Source organism: Bifidobacterium sp. UTBIF-78 (genome assembly GCF_006408945.1).
In the GTDB taxonomy this organism is placed as follows: domain Bacteria; phylum Actinomycetota; class Actinomycetes; order Actinomycetales; family Bifidobacteriaceae; genus Bifidobacterium; species Bifidobacterium myosotis.
Window position 1 is genome coordinate 1 of record NZ_JFAO01000004.1, and the last position, 22856, is coordinate 22856.

The 22856-nt window shown below is 62.7% G+C and carries 17 protein-coding genes and 2 pseudogenes; 18 read left to right on the forward strand and 1 reads right to left on the reverse strand.

Annotated elements, in window-relative coordinates:
* Positions 1-66 precede the first annotated feature (66 nt).
* The 6 genes from BG22_RS01110 (at position 67) to BG22_RS01135 (ending at position 8355) form a co-directional block, all read left to right on the forward strand.
* The gene (locus BG22_RS01110) at positions 67-1320 is read left to right on the forward strand and encodes an extracellular solute-binding protein (protein WP_140492358.1); all 1254 of its coding nucleotides are present in this window, start codon (positions 67-69) and stop codon (positions 1318-1320) included.
* A 450-nt stretch (positions 1321-1770) separates the two neighbouring features.
* On the forward strand, positions 1771-3144 hold the full coding sequence (locus tag BG22_RS01115) for a carbohydrate ABC transporter permease (RefSeq protein ID WP_140492462.1): 1374 nt from the start codon (positions 1771-1773) through the stop codon (positions 3142-3144).
* 38 nt (positions 3145-3182) lie between these two features.
* Positions 3183-4052: a sugar ABC transporter permease gene (locus BG22_RS01120; protein ID WP_140492465.1), complete on the forward strand. Its 870-nt coding sequence runs from the start codon at positions 3183-3185 to the stop codon at positions 4050-4052.
* Between the two features lie 456 nt (positions 4053-4508).
* Entirely contained in the window at positions 4509-6596 is a 2088-nt protein-coding gene (pulA, locus tag BG22_RS01125; protein WP_140492360.1) for a type I pullulanase, read from the forward strand.
* A 128-nt stretch (positions 6597-6724) separates the two neighbouring features.
* Complete coding sequence (locus BG22_RS01130) at positions 6725-7588, forward strand: HAD family hydrolase (RefSeq protein WP_140492363.1); 864 nt, start codon at positions 6725-6727, stop codon at positions 7586-7588.
* A complete protein-coding gene (locus BG22_RS01135) occupies positions 7588-8355 on the forward strand; it encodes a TraX family protein (protein WP_140492366.1) in 768 nt (255 codons plus the stop codon). Before BG22_RS01130 ends, BG22_RS01135 begins: the two co-directional genes overlap by 1 nt.
* Positions 8356-8384: 29 nt before the next feature.
* Here the strand turns inward: BG22_RS01135 and BG22_RS01140 are convergent, their stop codons facing one another.
* Positions 8385-9410 (reverse strand): LacI family DNA-binding transcriptional regulator, encoded by a 1026-nt coding sequence (locus tag BG22_RS01140; protein ID WP_140492368.1) that lies wholly within the window; start codon positions 9408-9410, stop codon positions 8385-8387.
* A 331-nt stretch (positions 9411-9741) separates the two neighbouring features.
* On the opposite strand from BG22_RS01140, the gene BG22_RS01145 reads away from it, so the two are divergent.
* The 12 genes and pseudogenes from BG22_RS01145 to BG22_RS01195 all read left to right on the forward strand — a co-directional run bounded on the left by BG22_RS01145 (position 9742) and on the right by BG22_RS01195 (position 22514).
* Positions 9742-11484: an alpha-amylase family protein gene (locus BG22_RS01145; protein ID WP_140492370.1), complete on the forward strand. Its 1743-nt coding sequence runs from the start codon at positions 9742-9744 to the stop codon at positions 11482-11484.
* A gap of 168 nt (positions 11485-11652) precedes the next feature.
* Positions 11653-13554, forward strand: a complete 1902-nt coding sequence (gene dnaK, locus BG22_RS01150) for a molecular chaperone DnaK (RefSeq protein ID WP_094667956.1) — start codon at positions 11653-11655, stop codon at positions 13552-13554.
* Positions 13554-13671, forward strand: a pseudogene (locus BG22_RS11390) (nucleotide exchange factor GrpE); the annotation flags it as partial. The gene dnaK and the pseudogene BG22_RS11390, both read left to right, overlap by 1 nt.
* A 17-nt stretch (positions 13672-13688) precedes the next feature.
* Positions 13689-14303: pseudogene (gene grpE, locus BG22_RS01155) on the forward strand (nucleotide exchange factor GrpE); the annotation flags it as partial.
* A gap of 93 nt (positions 14304-14396) precedes the next feature.
* Positions 14397-15416 carry a DnaJ C-terminal domain-containing protein gene (locus BG22_RS01160; RefSeq protein WP_140492374.1) on the forward strand — a complete coding sequence of 340 codons (1020 nt, stop codon included), beginning with the start codon at positions 14397-14399 and terminating at the stop codon, positions 15414-15416.
* Positions 15417-15679: 263 nt separating this feature from the next.
* Entirely contained in the window at positions 15680-16273 is a 594-nt protein-coding gene (locus BG22_RS01165) for a heat shock protein transcriptional repressor HspR (RefSeq protein ID WP_140492376.1), read from the forward strand.
* Between the two features lie 519 nt (positions 16274-16792).
* The gene (locus tag BG22_RS01170; protein ID WP_094667960.1) at positions 16793-17464 is read left to right on the forward strand and encodes an HAD family phosphatase; all 672 of its coding nucleotides are present in this window, start codon (positions 16793-16795) and stop codon (positions 17462-17464) included.
* 450 nt (positions 17465-17914) lie between these two features.
* A complete protein-coding gene (locus tag BG22_RS01175; protein ID WP_094667961.1) occupies positions 17915-18634 on the forward strand; it encodes a DedA family protein in 720 nt (239 codons plus the stop codon).
* A gap of 571 nt (positions 18635-19205) precedes the next feature.
* A complete protein-coding gene (locus BG22_RS01180; protein WP_140492378.1) occupies positions 19206-20156 on the forward strand; it encodes a P-loop NTPase in 951 nt (316 codons plus the stop codon).
* 4 nt (positions 20157-20160) lie between these two features.
* Positions 20161-21189 carry a CpaF family protein gene (locus tag BG22_RS01185; RefSeq protein ID WP_140492380.1) on the forward strand — a complete coding sequence of 343 codons (1029 nt, stop codon included), beginning with the start codon at positions 20161-20163 and terminating at the stop codon, positions 21187-21189.
* Positions 21190-21426: 237 nt separating this feature from the next.
* Positions 21427-21900: a hypothetical protein gene (locus BG22_RS01190; RefSeq protein WP_140492382.1), complete on the forward strand. Its 474-nt coding sequence runs from the start codon at positions 21427-21429 to the stop codon at positions 21898-21900.
* Complete coding sequence (locus tag BG22_RS01195) at positions 21897-22514, forward strand: hypothetical protein (RefSeq protein ID WP_140492468.1); 618 nt, start codon at positions 21897-21899, stop codon at positions 22512-22514. Before BG22_RS01190 ends, BG22_RS01195 begins: the two co-directional genes overlap by 4 nt.
* Positions 22515-22856 lie beyond the last annotated feature (342 nt).

A 22856-nucleotide genomic window follows, 5' to 3' on the forward strand; every position in this document is an offset into this window, starting at 1 on the left:
AAACAATCTGAAAACGTGTGCATCGTGAGCTCGGGTGTACAGACCGAACAGAGAAAGGACAGGTCAATGAAGATCAACTGGAAGAAGGCTCTCGGCCTTACCGCCGCTGTGGCCATGCTGATGCCGCTCGCCGCATGTGGTTCCGATTCCGGCGACAAGGGCGGTGCCGCCACCGCCGGCACCGAGGAGGTGACCCTGAGCGTCTGGGCTCCGCAGGAGGACCAGGCCAAGGGCGACGACGGCTCCGAGCCCTGGCTGACCCAGGTCGAGGCCAACTTCGAAAAAGAGCACCCCGAATACAAGATCACATGGAAGAACGACGTGGTTTCCGAGGGTGACGCCGTGACCAAGGTCAAGACCGATCCGTCCGCTGCGGCCGACGTATACATGTTCGCCTCCGATCAGCTCGGTGGCCTCATGGAGGTGCAGGGCATCGGCGAGCTCGGTACCGATGCCGAGCAGCAGCTCAAGGAGCAGAACGGCGACCTGGAAATCGCCTCCATGACCGGCACCGACGGCAAGTACTACGGTGTGCCATACACCGATAACACATGGTTCATGTACTACGACAAGTCCACCTTCTCAGAGGATGACGTCAAGAGCCTCGACACAATGCTGTCCAAGGCCGCGGTCTCCTTCCCGCTCAACGATTCCTGGTACATCGGTGGCTTCTACGACGGCCTGCAGCTGTTCGGCGCGGACGGTACCGACGAATCCGCCGGCATGGTCTTCCCGAAGGACGCCGGCGACATCTCCAAGTACCTCGTGGACCTCGCCGCCAACCCGAACTTCCACAACAGCGCTGAGAACTCCGGCCTGTCCGAGATGACCGAAGGCACCGTCAAGGCGTTCTTCTCCGGCTCCTGGTCGGCCGCCGACATCAAGGCCGCCCTCGGTGACAACATGGGCGTCGCCCAGCTGCCGACGTTCACCGTGAACGGCCAGACCAAGCAGATGAAGTCCTTCGCCGCCACCAAGGCCGCCGCCTACAACCCGAACGCCAAGAACACCAAGGCCGCCGCCCAGTTCGCCGCCTACCTCGGCTCCACCGAGTCGCAGAAGCTGCACTACGAGCTGCGCAACATCATCCCGACCGACAAGTCCCTGGCCAGCCTGACCGCCGATGACCCGGTCGCCATCGGCCAGACCGACACCATGGCCAACACCGCCATCCTGCAGTCCGGTCTGGCCGGCATGTCCTCCTGGTGGGACCCCGCCAAGGCCTTCGGCGACGCCATCCTCAACAAGGAGGTCACCTCCGACAACGCGCAGGCCAAGACCGACGAATGGGTCAAGCAGGTCGGCAAGTACGCCGAGTGACGGCTCACGGTCCGGTCGTCCCGATCGGACCGTGGCCGGCCGTATGGCCGGGGCGTGACCGCTACATGGCCGCCGCCATGCCCGGCAGTCGGCATAGGCATAACCGAATGTGAGGGTTCCGTAAGGTACGCCAGTTGCGGGCGGACGATGTGAAGCCGTTGCGTCCGCCTGCAACCCCTCGCCAATCAACGGTTTCAGCTCTTTTTCTCTCTCCTACTCCATTGCCCGTAGAGTTCGGGTGCCGAACGCCGCGTCCGGCACCCGAACTCTACGCGGTTCCGACGCGACGATCGGCGGAGGGGATACGGAACGTCAGTCAAGGCGCGCGATCGCCGGCGCAAGGAGGTGCCGGAACCAAGGATCGCACATCAGGTTTTCACAACAACTCACATCTTGGAACATATTGGAGGCGGTGGGGTTATGACAACGGCAACCCTTTCCCCGCGGGAGATGAAGCGCCGCAAGCGAATGGGCGCGGATTACGTGGCGCCTTCGCCGTATTCGGTGAAGGCCGCGTTGACCAAGGGAGACATCTTCACCAAACTGTCGGCGGTCGTGTTCGGCCTCGGCAACATCGTCCGCAGGCAGTTCGTCAAAGGCGTCGCGCTTCTGGCGCTGGAGATCGCGTTCATCGTATTCATGATCACGAGCGGCGCCGGGTATCTGGGCAAGCTTCCCAGCCTAGGCGATCAGGAACAGGGCAAGCAGCTTGTGGATGGCTTCTGGGTGTACGTCCAGGGCGATAACTCGGTGGTGATCCTGCTGTACGGCGTGTGCACCATAGTGGCCTGCCTGCTGTTCGTCTATCTGTGGACGATCTCCCTCAAGTGCGCGTACAAGGCCGAATGTCTGGCCCGTAAGGACGGCAAAGCCCCCGATCTGAAGTCCGATCTGCATGCGCTGACCGACCAGAAGGCCCATCAGCTGCTCATGTTCCTGCCCACGCTCGGCATCCTTGTGTTCACCGTGCTGCCGCTGATCTTCATGATCTCGATGGCGTTCACCAGCTACGACCGCGACCATCTGGTGCTGTTCGACTGGGTGGGATTGGAGAACTTCGGCAAGGTGTTCTCCACCGGCAACGGTACGGTCAGCGCCCGCCTGTTCGTCCAGGTGACCGTCTGGACGCTGGTGTGGGCGTTCTTCGCCACCTTCCTCAACTTCTTCCTCGGCATGTTCTTCGCCATGGTCATCAACCGCAGGACCACGCGGTTCAAGGGCTTCTGGCGTGCGTGCTTCTCGATGTCCATCGCCGTGCCGCAGTTCGTCTCCCTGCTGGTCATGCACACCATGCTCCAACCCACCGGCGCCATCAACCGTCTGCTCATGCAGTGGGGGTGGATCGATCAGGCGCTGCCGTTCTTCACCGACACCACATGGGCGCGCGTCACCGTGATCGTGATCAACCTGTGGGTCGGCATCCCGTATACGATCATGCAGATCACCGGCATCCTGCAGAACATCCCGGCCGACCTGTACGAGGCCGCCCGCATCGACGGCGCGAACTGGTGGCAGATCTTCACCAAGATCACGATGCCGTACATCATCTTCGTGCTCACGCCGTACCTGATCACCACGTTCACCGGCAACGTGAACAACTTCAACGTGATCTACCTGCTGTCGGGCGGCGCCCCGGTGCCGATCGGCGACTCCGCCGGCACCACCGACCTGCTGATCACCTGGCTGTACAAGCTCACGGTGGATAAGAACGACTACAACCTCGGCGCCGTAATCGGCATCATGACGTTCATCGTCCTAGCGGTGGTGTCCCTGATCACCTACCGCAATTCCGGTTCCTACAAGAACGAGGAGGCATTCCGGTGAGCAAGCACAACATTCAGAAGGCCGAATCGCATAGCCTGATGCACGATACGAAGAAGCGCCGCATTCTGGGCGATGTCTTCGCGCACCTGTTCCTCGCGGTCATGGCCGTGATCTGGCTGATCCCGATCGTGTGGGTGTTCGCGGAAAGCTTCAACGCGAACACCGCGCCGTACACCAAGACGTTCTTCCCCACCGAATTCTCGCTGAAGAACTACGTCGGGTTGTTCACCGACAAGTCGGTGCTCGACTTCCCGAAGATGTTCATGAACACGTTCATCGTGGCATGCTTCGTATGCGTCATCTCGATGGCGTTCGTGCTGTCCGTAGCGTACTGCATGAGCCGACTGCGGTTCCGTACGCGCCGCACGTTCATGAACGTGGTGCTGATTCTGGGCATGTTCCCCGGCATCATGGCCGTTTCCGCCATCTACTTCATCCTGAAGGCCGTGGGCCTGACCAGCGAGGGCCTGACCAGCGAGGGCCTGACCACGATCGCGCTGATTCTGGTCTACTCCGCAGGTTCCGGTGCGGGCTTCTATGTGATGAAGGGCTACATGGACACGATTCCGACCTCGCTCGACGAGGCCGCGATGCTCGACGGCTGCACCCGACTGCAGGTGTTCACCAAGATCATCATCCCGATTTGCAAGCCCATGATCGTCTATCAGGCCATCATCGGTTTCCTGACCCCGTGGCTCGACTTCGTGATGGCCAAGGTGATCTGCCGTACGCAGTCCAACTACACGGTGGCGCTCGGCCTGTGGCTCATGCTGCAGAAGGAGTACATCCAGAACTGGTACGCACGCTTCGCCGCCGCGGCCGTGGTCATCTCCATCCCGATCGCCATCCTCTTCATCGTCATGCAACGCTTCTACCAGGAGTCCATGAGTGGATCGGTAAAGGGCTGACGCGTAATGCGAAGCCCAGTGGGCTTCGCATAGCGTCAGCCTGAGTGAGGCGGTAGCCGAGCGAAGGCGATGCTGAGTCTCGCCGGAGGCGAGTCCGTAATTGCAGGGGCCGGAGGCGAGTCGTAATGCGAAGCCCAGTGGGCTTCGCATAGCGTCAGCCTGAGTGAGGCGATGACCGAGCGAAGGTGATGCTGAGTGAAGGCTCGTATTTATTGGCCCCCTCTGATGAGGGAGCTGGCAGCGAAGCTGACTGGGGGAGACCGAAGCTCATATTGATCCGTGCAGGAGGCGAACCCACTCGGCAGGGGCCGTGAAAGAATAATCCTGTACAAGAATCCCCCGTCACAAATCCGACGTGGGATTCCACAGGTTCGTCCGCGCAGCTGACCGGGGAGAGACGGCGGCGAATCCGTATCAAGCAGCCGTTCGTCACCCGTCACAACCAAAGGAGACGTCATGTCGCATACGATTCCCGCACTGGCAGCTGTGGTGGACGGCACACCCGCCGATCCCGCCCGGCCGTGCCCCGAGCATCCGGTCTATTCCGGCGACGATCTCGGCGCGATCCCGGACGCACAGGGCACCTCCTTCCGTGTCTGGGCCCCTACGGCCAGCGGCGTCACGGTACGGCTCTTCACAACCGGCGACCCGGACGCCGACGACATCATCGAAACCCACGAGCTCGCCGCCGGTCCGGACGGCACTTGGTCCGCCTGCGCCGACGGCATCGGCCATGGCGCGTATTACGACTATCTCGTGCGCTTCCCCGACGGCTCCGAGCATCGCACGGCCGATCCCTGGGCGCGCGCGGCTGGCGTGAACGGGCGGCGCAGCATGGTCGTGGACCTGCGTCGCACCAATCCGGACGGCTGGGCCGAGGACCGCCGCCCGCACATCCTCAGCAGAGAACTGGTCATCTGGGAGACCCATATCGGCGACTTCAGCAACGACCCGCACAGCGGCGTCCCGGCCGAGCACCGTGGTACCTACCTCGCCTTCACCCATCCCGACACCAGCGTGGACGGCACCGGCGCATTCCCCACCTGCGTGGCCTACCTCAAGCGGCTCGGCATCACCGCCGTGCAGCTCCTGCCGTTCTACGACTACGGTTCCATCGACGAATCCGTGCCGCACGACGCCCCGGACCGCGCCTTCAACTGGGGCTACGACCCGGTCAACTACAACGTGCCGGAAGGTTCCTACAGCACCGACCCGCGCAACGGCGAGGTACGCATCCGCGAATGCAAGCGGATGATTCAGGCGTTGCACGAAGCCGGCATCGCAGTGATCATGGATGTGGTCTACAACCACATGTTCTCCACCGACAATTGGTTCGAGCGCATGATCCCCGGCTACGCGCTTCGCCGCCGCATCGATGGCGGTTTCTCGAATGGTTCCGGCTGCGGCAACGATGTGGCAACGGAACATCCGATGATGCGCAAGTACATCGTCGATTCGGTCACTTACTGGGCGCGCGAATACCACATCGACGGCTTCCGTTTCGACCTCATGGGCCTGATCGACGTGGACACCATGAACGCCATCCGCACCTCCCTCGACCGTCTGCCCGGCGGCGCCACGATCCTGATGCATGGCGAACCATGGGCCGCGAGCACCACGGCCCTTGTGCCCGGCGCCGGCACGGTGCTCGCGGACAAGCGCGGCATGCCGTACCTCAGCCCGCGCATCGGCGCGTTCTGTGATTCCACGCGTGATGCGGTCCGTGGACACATCTTCTACCAGAAGGTGCCCGGATATCTGGCCGGTGCCGCAGCCGACTACGCCGATGACATCCGTCACGCCGAGGACGCCTGGCGCGGTACCCTGCGCGAGGTCGCCAGCGTCGGACAGGTGATTCAGTACGTCTCCGCCCATGACGACCTGACCCTATGGGACAAGCTGTGCGCCACCATGCGCCGACTGCCCACCGACGTCGATTACACGGCCGAGGGCGAGTCGTGCGCGGACCTCATGCGCGCGAACCTGTTGGCCTCCGGCATCGTATTCACCGCGGCCGGCGTGCCGTTCCTGCTGTCCGGCGAGGAATTCGCCCGGACCAAGCATGGTGTGTCCGATTCGTTCAGCAGTCCGGCCGAGCTCAATCAGCTTGATTGGCGTCGTGCACAGCGTTTGGAGGGGCTGGTGGACCATTACGCGGCGCTGATTCAGCTGCGGCGCGGCAATCCGGCGTACTTCGGTGGCGCCCGGATGATCGTGCCCCGCACGGACGAGGTCGTGGTATTCCGCGTCGGCGGCGATTGCGTGGCGATCAATCCTACCGGGCGCGTGCAGGAACAGCCCACCGTCGATCTGGAGATTCCCGGTCCGTATGACGAGGTCTCGAAGATTGAGCCCGAGGCATGGCAGTGCATCTACTGTTCCGCAAGCGTGGTGTCGGTGGGCGATGACGAATCGTCCGGTCGGGCCAATGAGTCCGATGCCGTCGGCGGGCACGACGATACCGAAGCATGGCCCCGCGTCGAGCGGCGTCGCCTGCAATTGCCTCCTTGGACCTTCACCGTCTGGAGGCACCAGCGGGTGTGACCGGATAACGGCCGCTCGCTGGCGGTGACGACCGGTGTCGAGCCGGCTCCGAGAATCGGGCCGAAAGCGCCCGAAAGAGCCGGCCAGTCCACGCAATACGCGCGATACGACCTTGCGCAAAGGAGACGATGATGCAACGGTACCAACGGTACGATGCCGTGTTCTTCGACCTGTACGGCACGCTGGTGGACATCCGTACCGACGAGTCGTCGGACGCTGCGTGGGAGGCCTTGCGCGAGGCGTTGACCGCGCAGTGCGGGGTCTCCTATCCGGATACCGAATCGCTGCGGAGCCGGTTCGACGAACTCGCGGCACCGATTCGTGCCGCTGCCGTCGCGCGGCATGGCGAGTGGGCCGAACCTGACCTGCTGCCGGTGTATCGGGGGCTTGCGCATGATTCGGGCGATGACCAAGGCGCCCGTGCCCTTGCTTGGTCGTTCCGCCGCGCGAGCACCAGCCTGCTGCGGTTGTACCCGGGAGCGTCGGAATTGCTGGCACGGTTGCGGACCGCAGGGCTGCGCATTGTTCTCGTCAGCAATGCGCAATCCTGCTATACACGGCCGGAACTGGACCTGTTGGGCCTCACCGCCGCGTTCGATTGCATCGTCATCTCCAGCGAGGCGGGCGTGCGCAAGCCGTCGCCCGAGCTGTTCCGCCGCGCTCTGGAGGCCGGACAACTTGCCCCTTCCCGCGTCGTCATGGTCGGCAACGACGAACGTGCGGACATCCTTGGCGCCCGCGCAGCCGGTATGGACGGCGTCTATCTGCGTACGGTGATATCCCCACCTGACGACCCGGCAGCCAGCGCACATGCCGTCTGTTCGCTCGCCGGCCCCGATTATGCTTCCCTCATGCGGTATCTTGGCATTCTCGCAGGCCTTCGTGCGGGAAGCGCGGCGGAAGGGCGGCCGGCGGGATTGTCCGGAGGATTGACCAATGGGGCGGCCGAAGGAGCGGCCGAGAGACCGACCGTGGAGAGTTCGGAGGAGTGATGAACGAGATCGATATGGCCCGGCAGCGCAAAGTCGCTGAGGGAACGAGGCGGCGCAAGGGCCTCTCCGTGTTCCGTCTCAAGGTGATCGGTGCGGCGTTCATGGCGCTTTCCGTGGCCTCGACCACGCTGGTGCCGATGCTGTTCGGTGAGCCGTCCGCAGATAACATGACCGGTCTGACGATTGCGGTCGTGTGCGAGATCGCCTCGTGGTGCGCAGTGCCGATCTATGCCTGGCTGCTGTTCGACGGTTGGCGGCACACTCGCAGCCGTGCGCGTTACGGTGCGGAGCTCTTTGTCGTCGCCTCGCTGGCTGGGCCGTCGTACGACAAGATCATGACCGGCCATTGGTTCGATGCGCACACGCACAATCCGGTGTGGGGGCTGTTCTTCGCGTACATCGTGCTCGTCGCGGTCGATTGGGTCGCCCGTACGTATTCGGGCGCGGTGCGATGGTTGATTACGGTGGCGCTGATCGTCGCCGGTGTGCTGTGGAACATGATGCTGCAGATCGGCGTGAGCCAACGAGTCATGTACACGGGCGTGCTTGCGCTCGCGTTCGTGATGGTGTTCTACTTCCTGAACCGGCACGAGAACACGATGATGTTCACAGCCGGACTACTGGGCGCGGTGATGTGCATCACGCCGGGCGTCGGCGTGGCGTTCCTCCACTACCGCAACGGCGAACTGGGCTACAGCCGTCCGTGGACCAAATGGGTGTTCTACGCGCTCTACCCGGTCATGCTGCTGTTGGGCGCGCTGGTATAGCGCGATATAGCGGCATGATGGTGCCGCGGCTACTGCGCGCCCCCAAACGGCATGTCGGTGCCGCGCGGCACGAACTGCGCCTCCACCACCTCATGCGCGTTGGTCAGCGGCTCGCCCTCGATGAGCTTCAGGGCCTTGGTCGCTGCGGTGCGGCCCATCGCATACGGGTCCTGACGCATGGTGGTCAGGTTGATCGTATCGGCATTGGGGCTGTCGTCGAAGCCCACGATCGAATAGTCGCGAGGCGTGATATGTCCATATCGGCCCAGCTTGATGACCAGCGGAATCGCCATCATGTCCATCTGGCAGCAGATGGCGTCCGGGAACTCGTCCAGAGCCAGCAGCGCTGACAGCGCCGAATCGGCGAACGCCGGGCCGCGCGGCACGGAAAGCACCTGCCAGTTCAGGTCGTGCTTGCCTTGGGCGTCCTCGCAGGCGCGGATGAAACCGCGTGTGCGGGCATCGATCGAGGAATTGAGCAGGGATGCCTCCGAACACGGATAGACGATATGCCGATGCCCCAGATTGATGAGGTGCTGGGTGGCCGTGTACATGCCCTTCTCGTCGTCGATGCTGATGCTGGCGTCGAAGCCGTCCACGGACGGGGTGTTGATGCCGATGATCGGTACGTGGATGCGCCGCAGCTGCTCCACCTCATGCGGGTCGATGGCGAACGATGCCACGAACACGGCGTCCACGTTGCGCCGAATCGGCAGATCGGTGAAGAACTCATCCCTGTTGCGTTCGGTGTCGATGTGCTGGAACAGCGAGATGTCGTATCCGGCCGGGTGCATCACCGACTCGATGCCGGCGAACGTCTGGGTGTTGAACCAGCTGGTGATCTCCTCGTTCATCAGCATCGCCACGCGGTTGGTGCGTCCCGACTTGAGCGCCGTGGCGGAACGGGAGATGTTGAAGTCAAGCTTGTCGGCGATGTCGAGCACCTTGCGTCGGGTTTTCGCCGACACGAGCTCCGGGCGGGTGAACGCGCGCGACACCGTGGAGATGGAAACGCCGGCGGCCCTTGCCACCTCGTAGATGTCTGCTTTGCCCATGATCCTCCCCTACGTTGCTGTGTTCTGTGGTCGAACGGACGGCCCGACGTGACACCAGACTGTCGTGATGATACGTCGTTGTAAAGCCAACCATTACCATCATATGTTGCAAACGTTCGCGATACAATCAGCCGATGTGATGTGTCTATCGTGATAACCTATGATGAAAAGCATATGCGAACGTATGCTTTATAGTGATTTCCGTCAGCAACGCAATCGGCAACGCAATCAGCAATGCAAGGTGGCACTGGCTCTCAATGGTGAGTATTGGCTGGGCGTCGATCAGATGCCAGTTGGGCGTCGATTGGGCGTCGGATGAGCGGAGGAATATATGAGGATGTGGGCAAAGGCGCGAGGATTCAGCGGATTGGTCGGGCTGGCGCGAAAGATGACGGCGGCGTTTGCCTCGCTGGCCGCCGCACTCGCGTCGGCGTCGATGTTGCCGCCGGCGCCGTCCGCCGTCGCCGCCGAGCAACGTGGCGACGTCATTGTCATCGCCTTCCAAACCAATTGGAACTCGGTGGCTCGTGAATGCGCCGAGACCTATGGGCCTGAAGGCGTGGGATTCGTGCAGGTCTCCCCGCCACAGGAATCCATAACCGGAACGCAATGGTGGACCTCGTACCAGCCGGTCAGCTACCGGCTGGATTCCAAGCTCGGCACGGAGTCCGAATTCAAGGACATGGTCGAGGAATGCGGGGCGGCCGGCGTGGGGGTGATTGCGGACGTGGTCATCAACCACATGGCCGGTGCCGATCGCTCCGGCACGGGAGTTGCCGGCAGCTCGTTTGACGGTGCCGGTGATTTCCCGGCGGTGCCGTATACCGCCGCGAATTTCCATGACTGCATCCAGAATGTGAGTAACTACCGCGACGCCGATAATGTGCAGAACTGCCGTCTTACCGGCTTGCAGGACCTCGACACCGGTCGGGAGTATGTGCGGGGCAGGCTTGCGGAATACATGGCCAAGTTGCTGGATCTGGGCGTGGCGGGATTCCGCGTGGATGCGGTCAAACATATCTCCGCCGACGACATGGCCGCCATCAAGTCCGAGCTGACGCGGAGAACCAACGTGGATTTGGATGATGTCCTGTTCGAGCAGGAGGTGATCGGCAGCGCGTCCGAGGCCAAGGAGATTCAACCGTCCAATTACCTGCGCACCGGCAAGGTTTCTGAATTCAACGTCAATGTGCGACTGAAGGAGGCGTTCGATGGCGACATCAACTCCTCGAGCTTCGGCCTGGCTCGCATCGGGGCCAGTACGAGCTGGGTGGAGTCGGACAAGGCGGCCGTGTGGGTCACGAACTGGGACACCGAACGTAACGGCAGCGCGCTGACGTATAAGGACGACGCGAAGTATCTGCTGGCCAACGCCTTCCTGCTGGCGTACGGGTATGGGCAGCCGCATCTCTACTCCGGCTATTACTTCGGCGATACGGACGACGGCGCACCCGGCGCCACCGCCACCATCGTGGCGGATATGGTCTGTCCCGAAAACGGCGACGAGACTGACGGCACATGGCAGTGCACGCAACGGTGGACCGCGATTCGGGGCATGATCGGTTTCCATAACGCCGTGTCCGGGACTGAAGTCGTGGACTGGAGGGAATACGGCGAGAACGTGGTCGGTTTCGGACGGGGTGAGATCGGCTATCTGGCGGTGAACAACAGCGACGCTCCGGTCACACGGACGTTCGCCACCTCGATGCCGGCCGGCGTGTACTGCAATGTGTACGCTTCCGGCGATTGTTCCGCCGCGGTTTCCGTCAAGGCCGACGGCACCTTCGAGGCCACGATGCCCGCTGGTTCGGCCGTCGCCGTATATGCCGGCGCGACGCCCGGCGACTGGTCGGGCAAGCGGCGCGTCGACCCGGTGGATCCGGACTGGTTCGTCGCTTCGGCTGAGGAGATGGCCGCCGCGCAGCCGACGGCCCAGGCCGATGCAGTTATGGACGGGGAGACGGCCGAGGCGATTGAGGAGACCAGCCGATCAGCGGGGCTCTCGGTGGTCGTGCTGGCCGCGGCGATGCTGCTTGTGGCTGTTGCCGCCCGTGTGCGTCGGTTCGTTTCATAAAACCTGAGTGCGACACGCTCAACTTTTTGTGGCGAATTTGGGAATAGAACTTGCCGTCGGAAAGTTGAGTGGTGTAGGCTCAAGTTTTGGAAGGTCCAAGAGACGACCGGTTCGGAACTTGGGCGAAAGAACGTAAGAACGAATAACAAGAACAAAGGAGCACACATTATGGCACGTGCAGTTGGTATCGATCTGGGTACTACGAATTCCTGCATCGCAACGCTGGAAGGCGGCGAGCCCACCGTCATCGTGAACGCCGAGGGCGCCCGCACCACGCCGTCCGTGGTCGCGTTCTCCAAGTCCGGCGAGATTCTCGTCGGCGAGGTGGCCAAGCGCCAGGCCGTGACGAACGTCGAGCGCACCATCTCCTCCGTCAAGCGTCACATGGGCACCGACTGGACCGTCGAGATCGACGGCAAGAAGTGGACCCCGCAGGAGATTTCCGCTCAGATTCTGATGAAGCTCAAGAGGGACGCCGAGGCGTACCTCGGCGAGCCCGTCACGGACGCCGTGATCACCTGCCCGGCATACTTCAACGATGCTCAGCGTCAGGCCACCAAGGACGCCGGCAAGATCGCAGGCCTGAACGTCCTGCGCATCATCAACGAGCCGACCGCCGCCGCTCTGGCTTACGGTCTTGAGAAGGGCAAGGAAGACGAGCGCATCCTGGTCTTCGACCTCGGTGGCGGCACCTTCGATGTCTCCCTGCTGGAGATCGGCAAGGATGACGACGGCTTCTCCACCATTCAGGTGCAGGCCACGAACGGCGACAACCACCTCGGTGGCGACGATTGGGACCAGAAGATCATCGATTGGCTGGTCTCCGAGGTCAAGAACAAGTACGGCGTCGACCTGAGCAAGGACAAGATCGCCCTGCAGCGTCTGAAGGAAGCCGCCGAGCAGGCCAAGAAGGAGCTGTCCTCCTCGACCAGCACCAGCATCTCCATGCAGTACCTGGCCATGACCCCTGACGGCACCCCGGTGCATCTGGACGAGACCCTGACCCGTGCGCACTTCGAGGAAATGACCTCCGATCTGCTGGGTCGTTGCCGCACGCCGTTCAACAACGTGCTGCACGACGCCGGCATCTCCGTGAGCGACATTGACCATGTGGTGCTCGTCGGTGGTTCCACCCGTATGCCCGCCGTCAAGGAGCTCGTCAAGGAGCTGACCGGCGGTAAGGAAGCGAACCAGTCCGTGAACCCGGATGAGGTCGTGGCCGTCGGCGCCGCCGTGCAGTCCGGCGTCATTAAGGGCGACCGCAAGGACGTCCTGCTCATCGACGTGACCCCGCTGTCCCTCGGCATCGAGACCAAGGGTGGCATCATGACCAAGCTCATCGACCGTAACACCGCCATTCCGACCAAGCGTTCCGAGGTCTTCTCCACCGCCGAGGACAACCAGCCGTCCGTGCTGATTCAGGTCTACCAGGGTGAGCGTGAGTTCGCTCGTGACAACAAGCCGCTGGGCACCTTCGAGCTGACCGGTATCGCTCCGGCTCCGCGTGGCGTCCCGCAGATCGAGGTCACCTTCGACATCGATGCCAACGGCATCGTGCACGTGTCCGCCAAGGACAAGGGCACCGGCAAGGAGCAGTCGATGACCATCACCGGTGGTTCCGGCCTGCCGAAGGACGAGATCGACCGCATGGTCAAGGAGGCCGAAGCTCACGAGGCCGAGGACAAGAAGCGCAAGGAGGATGCCGAGACCCGCAACCAGGCCGAGGCGTTCGCCTACAGCACCGAGAAGCTCGTCAACGACAACAAGGACAAGCTCTCCGACGACATCGTCAAGGAGGTCACCGACAAGGTGAACGCCCTGAAGGAGTCCCTGAAGGGTGACGACGTCGAGAAGGTCAAGACCGCTCAGACCGAGCTGATGACCGCCGCCCAGAAGATCGGTCAGGTCCTCTACGCCCAGCAGGGCGCCGAGGGTGCTGCCGGTGCCGCTGCTGGCGCTGGCGCGGCCGGCGCGGCTGGTGCCGGTGCTTCCGCCGGTTCCTCCTCGTCCGACGACGACACCGTCGAGGCCGAGGTCGTGGACGACGATGACGACAAGGGCAACAAGTGATGTCCGAGTTCAACAAGGACGACTACCTGAACGACCTGCCGGACGCGGACGACCTGTCCACGGCCGGCACGGCCGCCTCTACGGGTGCCGATCAGTCGGCATCCTCCACCTCCGCGGCGAATGCTGCGGACCCAGCTAAGCCCGAATCCACCTCCACTGATTCGGCTTCAACTCATGACGGAGCCGCCGCTTCCGCGGCCCCCTCTGGTGAGGGAGCCGGCGCGGCGAATGCCTCGGCTAAGGGAGAGAAGCCGGCGCAAGCCGAAACCAACGCCTCGACCGGCGCCGAGTCTGCCTCATCCGACGACACCCTGACCCCGCTTGGCAAGGCCAAGAAGGAGGCCGCCGACTACCTCGAGGCCCTGCAGCGCGAGCGTGCGGAGTTCATCAACTACCGCAACCGCGCCACTCGTGAGCAGGAGCGCTTCCGCCAGCACGGCATCATCGACGTGCTGACTGCGCTACTGCCGGCCCTTGACGACATCGACCGCATCCGCGAGCACAGCGAGATGGACGATTCGTTCAAGGCCGTCGCCACGAAGATCGACAAGGCCTTCGCGAAGTTCGGCGTGGAGAAGTTCGGCGAGAAGGGTGAGGCCTTCGACCCGACCAGGCACGACGCCATCCTGCACAAGCCGGACCCGAATGCCGAGAAGGAAACCGTCGACACCGTGGTGGAAGCCGGCTACCGCATCGGCGACCGCGTCATCCGCGCCGCCCGAGTGGTGGTCGCATCCCCGCAGAACTGATTCCCTTCAGGCGGCTCAAACATCCACAGTGCTTAGTGCTTCCCAAAGCACTAAGCACTTCACTAATACAGACTTTCAAGAAAGGAGACATGCATGGCTGAGAATGAATGGCTGAATAAAGACTTCTACAAAGTCCTTGGTGTCTCCAAGGACGCCACCGAGACCGACATCACCAAGGCCTACCGCAAGTTGGCCCGTAAGTACCACCCTGACCTCAACAAGACCAAGGAGGCGGAGGAGAAGTTCAAGGACATCTCCGAAGCCTACGACGTGCTGAGCAACAAGAGCGAACGGCAGAAGTACGATGCGATTCGCCAGTTCGGCATGGGCGGTGCCCGCTTCGCCGGTGGTTCCGGCGCCGGCGGCTTCGACGCCTCCGGTTTCTCCGACATCTTCGGTTCCATGTTCGGCAATGCCTCGGGCATGGGCGGCGATGGCTCCCGCATCCGTTTCTCCACCTCGGGCGGCGGCAATCCCAACATCAACGACATCTTCTCGATGTTCGGCGGTGCCGCAGGCCGTGGCGGCAGCCCGTACGGTCAGTCCTACGGCAATGCCGGCGGTTATAGCTACGAGGAGGCGCCGAGCCCGCAGCGCGGCGACGACCGTAATTCCAAGATCAGCCTGACGTTGCGTCAGGCGGTGAAGGGCGCCACCGTGTCCCTGTCCGTGGACGGCAAGAAGTTCAAGGCCCATGTGCCTGCCGGCGTCCACAACGGTCAGAAGATCAAGCTGGCCGGCAAGGGCAAGCCGGGGCTCAACGGCGGTGCGGCCGGTGATCTGTACCTGCACGTCACCGTCAAGCCGGACGAGACCTTCGCGATGCGTGATTCGGACATCATCATGGATCTGCCCGTCACCGTGGGCGAGGCCGTGTCCGGTGGCAAGGTCGAGGCCAAGGACATCGATGGCAACCCGGTCACCTTCAAGGTGCCGGCAGGCTCCAGTTCCGGTACCGAGCTCAGGCTCGCCGGACTGGGCGTCCAGCGCGGCAACCAGCCGGGCGACCTGATTGGCCGCGTGCAGATCATGGTGCCCGCCAAGCCGGGCCTCATGCTCAAGCACGTCGCCAAGGAATTCGACGAGAAGGCCGGCGACTATCTCGCCCGCTGAGCCGCCGGGCTGAAGCGCAGCCGGGCCGCTGAGCCGACGGACCGTCGGACCGAAGCGTTGAGCTGGCTGAACCGCCAGGGCCGTAGCCGTCAGCCGGCTCCCTCCGATGAGGAAGCCGGCTCGCACGACAAGTCTGGCAAGACCGGGGCGGCGTGAGCGTCCCACCCGGATGCTGCCGTTGCACAAGGCCTGCAAGACCGGGGTGGGACACTCATCAGCGTCCCACCCTTGCCTAACGTAAACGCACATTAAGGAGGTGCATCATGGCACGAGCCAATCAGGTACGGCAGCTCTACGCCATGTGCGCCACCGCGCTGGTCATGGGTCGCGCCGATCTGGACGGTGCGGATGACGTGGGCTTCGACATCGAGCTCCCCATCTTCACCGTCGGTCAGGCGGCCGAATTGGCCGGCATCCACCCGCAGACCCTTCGCCAATACGACCGTCTTAATCTGGTGCGTCCGCAGCGTACCGATGGCGGTGCCCGGCGGTATTGTCTGCGGGATATCGCCCGTCTGGCCCGCGCCCAACGGCTGAGTCAGGACGAGGGCATCAACCTTTCCGGCATCGCGCGCATCCTGTCCCTCGAAGAGGAGAACCGGCAGCTGCGCCGCGAAGTCAAACGTATGCAGTCCTCCGGTGGGGAAAGCGTCTTCGCCGCAGGCCGTGACGGCAACATCGTGGAAGTCCAGCGTTCCAATCGCGCCAGACTGTGGCGTAACGCCATCCGTCGTGAGACCCGCGAACTTCCCGGTCGCCCCGCATCCCCGTCGAACCGTGCCGACAAAGGGGGCCTTGCCGCCGAGGAAGCCCCCTACGCTGACGACTCCAAGTCGATGGTGCTGTGGGGCTGGTGACAGACCGGTGGCCTGTCTCGTAATTGTCTGAGTGGTGCTGGCTCTGGTGAGGGGGCTGTCAGCGAAGCTGACTGGGGGAGAGACAGAGGCTGAAGCCCTCAACTATTAAAGAGACAGACCGCTATATGCCGCGTCATAATTCATTGACTGCCCCTCAGTCCCGCTTCGCGGGCCAGCTCGTCCTGCAATTACGGACGCGCTTCGCGCGTATTCTGCTGGCTCGCCTGTCAGTTCGCACGTTGCCGGTAAACAGCTCCGCTGTTTGTTTCACTGCAACGACCCCGCAATTCCGGACGCGCTTCGCGCGTGTTCCGCTGGCTCGCCTATCGGCTCGCACGTTGCCTACAAACAGCTCTGCTGTTTGCTTCACGGCAACGTCCGACAAGGGGAGCCAACGATATAATCAACGAACTTCTGACGCAGGACACCAATGCGCGGCGTCATTGCCACGGGCTGTCTTGCGGAGTTGGTGAGATAGAAGCAGCAAACAACCGGCGTTCAACCATGTACGGAGGCAATATGCTGCTCAAGGCTGTGTTCTGGGATCTGGACGGCACGCTTATCGATTCCGAGCCGCTCTGGCATGACGGCGAAATCGAGATTGCGCATGCCAATGGCGGTGAATGGACCGAAGAGCTCGGATGGTCCGTCTCCGGTACGCCTGTGCCCAATGTGGCAAAGCATATGATCGAGCGTGGCTGCACGCTCAGTGTCGAGGAGATCGATGTGCAGCTCAAGGACTACGTGTTCCAGGCCGAGGTCAGGCGTCTGCCGTGGATTCCCGGCGTGCTGGACGTGTTGCGCTCGCTCAAAGAGGCCGGCATCCCCTCCATGCTGGTCACCACCTCGCCGCGGCGCATGGCGGAGAACATCATGAAACAGTCCGACGGTCTGTTCGCCGGATATGTATGCGGTGACGACCCGTACGAGCACAAGCCGAACCCCGCCCCCTATCTGGCTGCGGCCGCCAAGCTCGGCATCGCCCCGGAGGATATGGGCGAATGCGTGGTGTTGGAGGACTCAGCCGTAGGCCTGAAGGCAGGTGCCGCCTCCGGTGCCACGCTCATTGCGCAGACCGGCTGGATTCGCACCGACACCTCCGGTCTCGGCCAATTCGCCTCCATCGATTCCTATGACGGCATCGATGCCGCCGCGTTGGACGAGTTCGTCCGCAGGCGTCTGGAGGCCTGATCGTTGTGTTGATACCGGCTGACATGCCAGTGCCACGCCGGTATCAACACCAGACTGCCGGGTCCTAGTGGTCTGTCTCGTAATTGTTTGAGTGGTGTTGTCTCCCTCTGACGGGACGTTGCCGTGAAGCAAACAGCAGAGCTGTTTGTAGGCGGCGCCGAGCCGACAGGTGAGCCAGCATGCCGCGCACGCAGTGCGTCCTTAGGCAGGACGGGCTGTCAGCGAAGTTGACTGGGGAAGAGACAGAAGTTGAAGCCCTTAATTATTTAAGAGACAGACCACTAAAACTGTGCAGATTTCAGTGGAGTCGTCGGCTGTATCGGCCCCGCTGGTAGGGTAGGGGATGATTTACCCCTTGGTTGTCGGTCTCCGGACGCCGTTGCGCGCCGTTATGCCGGTAATGACCATAAGGCGTGAGTACATTACGGAATTCAACTCTTTAGGAATCACATGGGCTTTGTCAATTTCATCCTCGAGCTGCTGAAGGACCCGCGTGCCGCCATTGCCGGCTGGATTGCCATGGGCGTGGCTCCCACGTTGGGCTTCATCTTCCTCATCGTCTTCATCGAGACCGGTGTGGTGTTCTTCCCGTTCCTGCCCGGCGACTCGCTGCTGTTCGCGGCCGGCGTGTTCGCCGCGCCCGATGCGGCGACCGGCAAGGCCGCTCTGCCGTTGTTCTGGCTGCTACCGGTGGTGTGGTGCGCGCCGATCATCGGCGACCAGTGCAACTACTTCATCGGCCACTTCTTCGGCCGCCGCATCATCCAGTCCGGCAAGGTGAAGGCCATGACGCCGGAGCGCATCGCCAAAACCGAGCACATGATCGAGAAGTGGGGCCCGTTGGCCGTGTTCCTTGGCCGTTTCTTCCCCTTCATCCGCACGTTCATGCCGTTCATTTCCGGTATCTCGGGCATGCGCTGGAGCCGCTTCACCCCATTCTCGGTGCTGGGTGGTCTGTGCTGGTCCACGCTGTTCACGCTGCTGGGCTACTTCTTCGGCAACATTCCAGCCGTGCAGGATCATTTCGAATTGGTGATCGTGCTCATCCTGCTGGTCTCGCTCGCGCCGACCATCATCGGTCTGTTCAAAGCTAAGTTCGGCAAGAAACAGCCGGTGACCGATTCCCAGCTCGACGTTATGGAATCCGGCATCGAACATCTCGACAAGTGACGATTCGACAGGTGACGTCGCCAACCGTCTGACGGTCGGTTGATGGTTGTGTGGCTGGCGGTCGTATGGCCCCGGTCCCTCAGCGGGATGGGTCGGGGCTTTTTGCGTAATGACTGGGCGCCCGCGTACATTGCCTGCGTACTTACCGTCCCCGAGAGGTTCGAAGCCCACTGAAACTCACTGTAAGTATGCGGGATGACGAGGCAGTCACGTACATACAGTCCCTGGGAGGCCTCAAACGGACGGTAAGTACGCGTGACCTTCGTCAGTTCGCGTATTTACCGTCCCAAGACTCGTACGTACCGTTCCAGGCCGCGTGTATTTACTGTCCGTTTCGCGGGCCGAATCCGGCGATGAGCTGGGATGCCCGTTCCACCGGCCCCTGTTGCTCGTATCCACCCTGCTGCCGCTATTATCGCCGACCGGTCCGGCATGGCGTGCGTTCACGAGCCGGCGAACCCATCCACATGCGCTGTGGACGACATGCTGGGCTGTGGATAACCCGGCAAGCTGGAACCACATTGCCCGTTCCGGATTGAACCGGCTAGGGACGTTACGGTTCAATCGGCCCATGACCAGCAACACCACACCCCATGCGGCACGTCGGATGAGTGCGCCGGCGTTGGCCCCTCCAGGCGTCCCATTGCCTGCGGACGAAGCACCATCTCCCTCGCTTCGCTATTACACGCCGCCTCCCAAACCGTTGGCCTCCTGCGAACGCAAACGTTCCAAGGATGCCCCTGCCGGAGCGCTCGCCATAGACACCACATTCCAGAACATCGTGACGATGACCGCCGGCCACAGCGGTATAGGTCTGAGCGTCATGTCTGCCATGCTGGCTTGGGCGCTGATGGAGCGTGGCCGCAGTTGCGCGTTGGTGGATGCCGATTTCGTGGGCGGCTGCCTCGATCTGCTGCTCGGTGTGGAACGCGAGTCGGGTCTTCGCTTCAGCCAGGTCGAAGCTCCGCTCGGCTACATCGAGGGCACCGCGCTCAACCACGATCTGTTGACGTGGGAAGGCGTTCGTGTGCTGCCATATGATCCCTGGAACGCCCGCCAGCCTGACTGGTGGGAGGTGCAGGCGGCGGTTCGCGCCTTGGCTCAGGCCAATGATGTGGTCATCGTGGACGCCGGACAAGGCGGTCTGGTCGAAACGGTCAATGATTTGCGTTCCTCCATGCACATCGTGGCGGCGGAGCTTTCCGTCATAGGACTGGCCAGAGCCAAGACCCATAGGATGCGGTTGGACTCGTGGGGATGCCCGACGCCTCGTATCGTGGGGGTCCTGCCTCGCGGCAAGCCCCGCGGCCGGGGAGAGGTGGGCGTCCCCGAAGCGGAGGATTACCTGACCGCCACGGTTCTCGGTCCCGTTCGTCCCTTTGCGGGATTGTGCGGCGATGTTTTGGAAGGATTAGGCATCCGATCGATTCCCAAAGGAAGCCGCAAAGCCATTAATCTGTTGGCCGATGCGATTGAGCAGACCATCCGGCCCACGCATGCGGCCACGGAACCGGATTGGTGACCTTATGAATGGCCCGGTTAATGGCACGGTTCACGGCACCCTGTTTTTCGGTCTGCTGGAAGGATTGGCCGCAGACGCGCGCGTCACGGACGTGGCGGTCACCTGCGACGGCCGGGTTTGGGCCGACCGAGGGGACGGCATGCATGAGCATCGGCTGCCGGTGCCGTTTCGGTCATCTCAGGTGGTGCGGGAATATGCCGTCCAGCTGTGCGCGCAACTCGGGCGAAGGCTGGATGACGCCTGCCCAATCGCGGACGCCGCCAGTGTGGACGGCATCCGCGTCCACGCGGTGATCGCACCGCTGGTGCCGCAGGGAGCGGCGATTTCCATACGATTCCCGGACAGGTCCGGAACGTCATTGTGGACGCTGGGGCAGTCCGGCATGTTCCCGGCGCCTTGGTTCACGCTGCTGACGGGATTGGTACGCAACAGGGCCACCCTGCTGATCACTGGCGGCACCGGCGTGGGGAAGACCACGCTGGCCAAGGCCTTACTGGCCGAATGCGACGCCGACGAGCGCATCGTCACCGTCGAGGAGGTTCGCGAGCTGGGTGATGTAGGCCATGCCAATCATGTGTCGCTGGTGGCGCGCGAGGCGAATGTCGAAGGCGTGGGCGCCGTTGGATTGCCGGAACTGACCAAAGCGACATTGCGCATGCGGCCGGATCGTGTGGTTTTGGGCGAGTGCCGTGGTGAGGAGATCGTGGACTTGCTGCGGGCCTTCAACTCCGGGCATCGTGGCGGACTGACCACGCTGCATGCCGACGGCGTGGAGCGGGTCCCGGCGCGTATGGTCTCCTTGGGGCTGCTTGCCGGCGTGGCACCGGAGGCCATGGCCATGCTGGCCGCTGGAGCCTTCGATGCGGTGCTGCATTTGGAACGGGTCAACGGTCGTCGTCGCATCGCTCAGATTGGTGGATTGCAGGCATCGCGAGCCGGTCTTGCCGGAGTGCCGTTGGCTGTATGGGACGGCTCGGGAGCTCCATGGCGCGCTCCGGAATGGGAACGTTTCCTTGCACGATGGAGCGGCTGACCGATGTGGTGTGCGTTGATGGTGGCATTGGCGGTTGTGCTGTGGCCGTCCGGAGGATCGCGTGCGGTGGCAAGATTGGAACACTGCCTTCCGCCCGGTCATGGTGCCGAGGTCAGTGCTCGTCGTGCTGTCGCCGGTCCTCTAGGCGGGCGGAGTCCCGGCACCCACAGTAAAGGCCGGTACGGCGCGTCGGCTCGCGTCGGCATCGCACAGGTCATCGCTTCGGCCATCGCTCGCATGAAGGGCGGCGGCACCATGTTGGAAGCGTTCGAGGAACAGTCCGGCGGAAGATTCGCCATTCGGAAGCTCACCATGCGTCAGCTGGAAGCAGTGTTCGACGATTGCCGTCTGAACGATGAGTCGCGGGAACAGTCGGGACATGCCGCAGCCGGCGTCGCCGCAGCGGCGCGGCTCAGTGACGAGCTTGGATGCCGGATCGTGCCGTGTCTGGAAGCGGTGCTTGACGCCTATCGTCAGATGCGTTTGATGCAGCAGCTCACCGCGCAGGCGTTCGCCGTGCCCAAGGCGACTGTCGGTCTGCTGAGCGTGCTTCCTGCGGCGACGGTGCTGCTGGGTGAATTGATGGGTTCACATCCGATGGGCTTCCTGCTGACGGACGGTCGGGGACTGGTTTGCCTGATGCTGGGAGGCTGCTGCTATATAGCCGGGCTGGCATGGATGCGGGCGTTGATGAAAGGGGATTCGGGATGAGTGCCGCATGGCCCGTCGCTGCGGCATGCTGTGCGGCCATTGCGGTCTGGATGCACAGCATGCGTGGCGGTGCTGCCGGGCGTCTGGATGTGTCCGCGTATGGGCGCACGAACATTGATGCCGGATCATCCTGGACCATGCTTGTCCTGCGCATGGTCCAGGTCGCGTTATGTGAAGGTGCCTCCATCCCCGGAACGTTGCAATCCGTTGGGCGCGCCATAGGTGGCGAATGCGGCGGCGACATGGAGCGAGTCGGCGCCGCGCTCAATCGTGGAGCCTCCTGGGCGGACGCATGGGGCGTCGTGACGATTGGGACAATTGGCGAATCGAATGACCGACATCATGTGATGCGTCGTGACACGGATGAAGGCCGCAAGGCGTGCGAGACGCTGTCGCTGGTACGGGCCGCACTGGAATCCTCGTGGAACCATGGCGATGCTCCCGGCATACGTCTTGATGCCGCCATCGAACAATGGGACCGGGATGAGCGCGCGGCCATAGAGCGCCATGCGGCGAGCCTGTCCGTAAAGCTGTTGATGCCCACGGGCTTATGCTTCCTGCCGGCCTTCGTGCTGATCGGTATCATTCCCGCCATAGTCTCGTTCGTGATGTGACGACTGCGTCTAGGCGAGTTGGCCCATAATGCTATTACTCCCCCTATCAGGACATTGCCGTGAAGCAAACAGCGGAGCTGTTGGTGGGCAACGTGCGAGCCGGCAGGTTGCGCGCAGTGCGCTCCATATTTGCAGGACGAGCTGGTCCATGAAGTGGGCCTGAGAGGTAGTGAATTCGCAACGAGTTTCTGGCGCAGGCCACCAGCGTCCTCTTCGGTTATCCACATTGTCGGTGGACGACATGCCGAGGTGTGGATAACTCGACAAGCTGGAACCACATACCCGATTTCCTTGCAAAAGACGCAGCCCAATCACACACAGTGGAAGCACCCCGTGCCGTTT

What these genes read in the sequence shown, in the direction of transcription:
- BG22_RS01160 (WP_140492374.1), top strand. Translation starts at nt 14,397, where the DNA reads ATGGCTGAGAATGAATGGCTGAATAAAGACTTCTACAAAGTCCTTGGT.
- BG22_RS01180 (WP_140492378.1), top strand. Translation starts at nt 19,206, where the DNA reads ATGACCAGCAACACCACACCCCATGCGGCACGTCGGATGAGTGCGCCG.
- dnaK (WP_094667956.1), top strand. Translation starts at nt 11,653, where the DNA reads ATGGCACGTGCAGTTGGTATCGATCTGGGTACTACGAATTCCTGCATC.
- BG22_RS01140 (WP_140492368.1), bottom strand. Translation starts at nt 9,410, where the DNA reads ATGGGCAAAGCAGACATCTACGAGGTGGCAAGGGCCGCCGGCGTTTCC.
- BG22_RS01110 (WP_140492358.1), top strand. Translation starts at nt 67, where the DNA reads ATGAAGATCAACTGGAAGAAGGCTCTCGGCCTTACCGCCGCTGTGGCC.
- BG22_RS01115 (WP_140492462.1), top strand. Translation starts at nt 1,771, where the DNA reads ATGAAGCGCCGCAAGCGAATGGGCGCGGATTACGTGGCGCCTTCGCCG.
- BG22_RS01175 (WP_094667961.1), top strand. Translation starts at nt 17,915, where the DNA reads ATGGGCTTTGTCAATTTCATCCTCGAGCTGCTGAAGGACCCGCGTGCC.
- BG22_RS01120 (WP_140492465.1), top strand. Translation starts at nt 3,183, where the DNA reads ATGCACGATACGAAGAAGCGCCGCATTCTGGGCGATGTCTTCGCGCAC.
- BG22_RS01170 (WP_094667960.1), top strand. Translation starts at nt 16,793, where the DNA reads ATGCTGCTCAAGGCTGTGTTCTGGGATCTGGACGGCACGCTTATCGAT.
- BG22_RS01165 (WP_140492376.1), top strand. Translation starts at nt 15,680, where the DNA reads ATGGCACGAGCCAATCAGGTACGGCAGCTCTACGCCATGTGCGCCACC.
- BG22_RS01130 (WP_140492363.1), top strand. Translation starts at nt 6,725, where the DNA reads ATGATGCAACGGTACCAACGGTACGATGCCGTGTTCTTCGACCTGTAC.
- BG22_RS01195 (WP_140492468.1), top strand. Translation starts at nt 21,897, where the DNA reads ATGAGTGCCGCATGGCCCGTCGCTGCGGCATGCTGTGCGGCCATTGCG.
- BG22_RS01190 (WP_140492382.1), top strand. Translation starts at nt 21,427, where the DNA reads ATGAAGGGCGGCGGCACCATGTTGGAAGCGTTCGAGGAACAGTCCGGC.
- BG22_RS01145 (WP_140492370.1), top strand. Translation starts at nt 9,742, where the DNA reads ATGAGGATGTGGGCAAAGGCGCGAGGATTCAGCGGATTGGTCGGGCTG.
- BG22_RS01135 (WP_140492366.1), top strand. Translation starts at nt 7,588, where the DNA reads ATGAACGAGATCGATATGGCCCGGCAGCGCAAAGTCGCTGAGGGAACG.
- BG22_RS01185 (WP_140492380.1), top strand. Translation starts at nt 20,161, where the DNA reads ATGAATGGCCCGGTTAATGGCACGGTTCACGGCACCCTGTTTTTCGGT.
- pulA (WP_140492360.1), top strand. Translation starts at nt 4,509, where the DNA reads ATGTCGCATACGATTCCCGCACTGGCAGCTGTGGTGGACGGCACACCC.